4 protein-coding genes and 1 pseudogene are annotated in these 3,377 nt (G+C 56.2%); 2 read left to right on the top strand and 3 right to left on the bottom strand.

The window, feature by feature from the left end:
- Positions 1-161: 161 nt before the first annotated feature.
- Both QJT78_RS49565 and QJT78_RS49570 read right to left on the bottom strand, forming a co-directional pair.
- A pseudogene (locus QJT78_RS49565) lies at positions 162-590 on the bottom strand (ERF family protein); the annotation flags it as partial.
- On the bottom strand, positions 574-1,398 hold the full coding sequence (locus QJT78_RS49570; RefSeq protein ID WP_038952779.1) for a YqaJ viral recombinase family protein: 825 nt from the start codon (positions 1,396-1,398) through the stop codon (positions 574-576). The pseudogene QJT78_RS49565 and the gene QJT78_RS49570, both read right to left, overlap by 17 nt.
- A gap of 106 nt (positions 1,399-1,504) precedes the next feature.
- Here QJT78_RS49570 and QJT78_RS49575 point away from each other — a divergent pair, with 106 nt between their 5' ends.
- Positions 1,505-1,729 (top strand): helix-turn-helix transcriptional regulator, encoded by a 225-nt coding sequence (locus tag QJT78_RS49575; RefSeq protein ID WP_312017817.1) that lies wholly within the window; start codon positions 1,505-1,507, stop codon positions 1,727-1,729.
- A gap of 64 nt (positions 1,730-1,793) precedes the next feature.
- The gene (locus QJT78_RS49580; protein WP_038945823.1) at positions 1,794-2,300 is read left to right on the top strand and encodes an HAD family hydrolase; all 507 of its coding nucleotides are present in this window, start codon (positions 1,794-1,796) and stop codon (positions 2,298-2,300) included.
- Between the two features lie 73 nt (positions 2,301-2,373).
- Here QJT78_RS49580 and QJT78_RS49585 read toward each other — a convergent pair whose 3' ends face one another.
- A complete protein-coding gene (locus QJT78_RS49585; RefSeq protein WP_038945822.1) occupies positions 2,374-2,907 on the bottom strand; it encodes a hypothetical protein in 534 nt (177 codons plus the stop codon).
- Positions 2,908-3,377 lie beyond the last annotated feature (470 nt).

Raw genomic sequence — 3,377 nt, forward strand, 5'->3', positions numbered from 1 at the left:
CCGGCGGCTCTTCTTCGTCATCTTCGCTCCTGATTCGCAGCAAGAATCCTCGCCGCTGTCAGGCAGAAAATCCACTCAAGCTACTGTCCGAATTTGCGGGGCCAGCTCTTCCCCTTGGGGCTCGGAGCCACTTGCGACCCGGCGGCAGCGGGAGGTCCGGCGATTACATCGGGGGTATCCAGATCGTCCTCACCGGCAATGCCGACCAGAGCGAACAGAGCGTAGCGACGGGCATAGGTCAAGGACGAGCCCATGCGGTGCGGAGCCTCGACGTCCTTTGCGGCGCAGACCGGCAGGTCAGAGGAAATCCATTCTCCAGAGGCATGGGCCAGCAGCGTCGTGAGGTGTATCTGACCTGAGACCTGCTCGATACGCGTGGTCTGGACCGTTGCGATCTCCTGCTGGCTCAGTGTCTTGCGGACAATGTCCAAGCCGGAGGCCAAAGAGGCGTAGCGGAAAGTCCTGTCATCCTCCCGCGGGAAGGGGGACCGGATTGTCGCCGTCAGGTTTTTTTCGGGGTTGGTCAGCACAGCCTGGGCCTTGGCCAAGGCCGCAGCGAGGGCGCCTATGTGCTCACTGGACCGATGCATGAGCGACCTCCACCCGCAGAGTTTCGAAGCTGATCGCGCCAGATTTGGAACGCTTCGCCCTGATACCGTGTCCGCTGGCTTCCTTCGCATCTTCCGGAACCAGCTTTTTCAATTCGGCTTTGGCGAGCTCATGGTCATCGTGAGCATCCCGGGTGCGGAGGTAAGTCGCGGCAAGTCCAGCCCAGGAGTTGGATGTTGCCATATCGACGATCTTGATGGCCTCGAGCCGAGGACGCGGCGTTTCAATTCCGAACAGGGCCGGTGCATCGCCGCTTTGCACGCAGCGCCAAAATTGCTTTTCGGCCGTTAAAAGAAGGTGTTGGTATAGCGGGTCAGCATGTACCGTGATTTCAACCCACTTCCCACCGCCCGTGATGATGGATAGCACCGCGGAACGTGCCGACACGACCCACATGTTGTGCTGCAGTTGAGCCATGTGCTTCTCCGCTGCAGCTTCCTCTGAAAAATTCCAGGGCAGCATGAACTTGGCTTCGAATACTGCCCCGGTCTCCTGGACACGCCCGTCCAGCGTTGCTCCCATCCATTTGTGTACCGGATGCCTGACCCTTCTCTGAACGTCTTCAACGCGGTTGCCGCTGGTTCGCTCGTACCAGGTCCGGTTGAGGTCCTCAGTGGTGGTTCCAAGTTGAACGATCAGCTCACTACTCAAATCCACCGCCTCGACCTCACCTCGTTTCTCTCGCCAGAGCCGAATGAGCTTATCTTGGTCTTCTCCCATAATGATCCGAGCGTCGGACCCCCCAATGAAATCCCTTCTAGCATTCCGAATCTCAGCCGCGTTGATCATGAATCTCTCCATCGAAAATCGACAGAAGTGATTATAATGTACATTTTAGACAAATCAATCCTTTTTCGGCATATTGGATTAAAAGGAATTCGAGATGATTTCTCCGATGCAATGTCGAGCAGCCCGCGGCCTTTTGGACTGGAGTCAGCAGCAGTTGGCAGACCGCTCAAAAGTCGGGATTGTAACAATTCGCCAGCTTGAAGCGGGGGTTAACGAGCCTCGACGTTCGACATTGCAAGTAGTGCGCTTCGCCTTCGAAGCAGCCGGTGTCGAGTTCATTGAAGAAAATGGAGGTGGCCCGGGCGTCCGCCTCCGGAAGCCAGTACGATAGTGCCGCGAACGGAAAGGCGTGCTTGCCCCAAGCCTTGCCTGCTCCACCCCAAGGTATCTGATAAGTGAAGAGACCCGCCGTATTCTTTGACCGTGATGGCGTCCTGAATGAGGACACGGGCTATTTATACGAGCAAGCGAACTTCAAGTGGACGGCAGGTGCGCGCGAAGCTGTAAAGTCAGTCAACGACGCCGGATATTTTGCTTTCGTAGTCACGAACCAGTCAGGAGTTGCTAGGGGGTTTTACAAGGAAGCCGATATCAGAGCTCTTCATATCTGGATGTCAGAGGAGCTGGCAAAAATTGGCGCTCACATAGATGCGTTCGAGTATTGTCCACATCATCCTGAGGCAAGCGTTGAGCTTTATCGCACTTCGTGCACCTGCCGAAAGCCCAGGCCCGGCATGATCACGAAGATCATGAATCGCTTCCCGGTTGATTCAGCTCGCAGCTTTCTCATAGGCGACAAGTTCACTGATATCGAAGCGGCGAACGGAGCGGGGATACGCGGCTACCTTTTCGAGGCCGGGAGTCTTCAGCAGTTCGTCCATAGCCATTTACCCACCAGATAAACAAGCCAATCAGGAGGGACGAACCAATCACCAGACGCCGCGAACATGTTCCGACGCACAGTCGTGCAGTCCCTTATGTCGAGAGGGCTGCCACTTTGGTCATGATTGCTCGCAAGGCGTCCTCAATTGTGGGGCAACGGTAAGCTGCAAACCGAGAGCGAGGCGTCGCCGTAAGGTCGATTCGCACCTTGGCCATTTCACTTTGGGGTAATAGGAAATAGTCCGTCACCTTTCTGTTTGTTGCTGGATCCAGCCTCAGCGCCAAAATGAACTCGGCGGGTTCGATAATCCATCGATGTACCAGCCGGGCGGGCGCGTGTCGCGGCGCGATGTAGTAGCGAGCCATTCGAAGAGAAATGGCGAGCCTCCCGTCAACAGTCATCACTTTGGCCTCACCGTCCCAGACGGCCGCAGCGCCAAGTGCTCGAATGCGCGTGGCAAGCTTCGATGCCTTTTGCAGCAGTTCAGCATCAGATTGTCGGCGCGTGTAAAGGTAATCGAAATCGCGATCTGAGTTCACATAGCCGACCCGGCGGAAGGCTTCCCGCAGGCTGCCGAAACGATATGCATAAAGAGGCGGGCTCGGCACGCCGTCCGTCGCCGCCATTATCGAGACGCTCAACTTGCAATTTGCTGCGAGCCGTCTCGCAGCTTTTTCAACAATTGCTCATCCGAAAGCCTGACATACTGCTCTTTCAGAAGCTCTTGAGCCTTGAGAAAAATGCGTTTGTCAACGATTGCTCGTAGAGACCAGTGCTCTGATCCATAATTCGGGTGGGTTCTTTTTCATCACCTGCCTGAGCCGGAACGACTTGCGGCTATCCAGTTCACCGCAACTGAGCAGATGACCGGTGCCAACCCGGCCAAAGCCGGGATCGCCCCCGCGCTGCGCTGGCAGATCTCAGATATAGAAATGCGCCGAGGATGATGCCGCAATTGCGTCTGAAGTCGCCATTGGACCGGCGCTGCAGAGCTATGGCTGATTTTGGGTGACGCGGCCTGATCAGGCGGCGTGGCTTTCAGTGTTCGGAATGACTTCGATTCCGTCGATGAACTTTACACCGGCGATGACTTTCG

It is taken from the genome of Bradyrhizobium sp. Mp27, from assembly GCF_029953005.1.
GTDB lineage: Bacteria > Pseudomonadota > Alphaproteobacteria > Rhizobiales > Xanthobacteraceae > Bradyrhizobium > Bradyrhizobium barranii.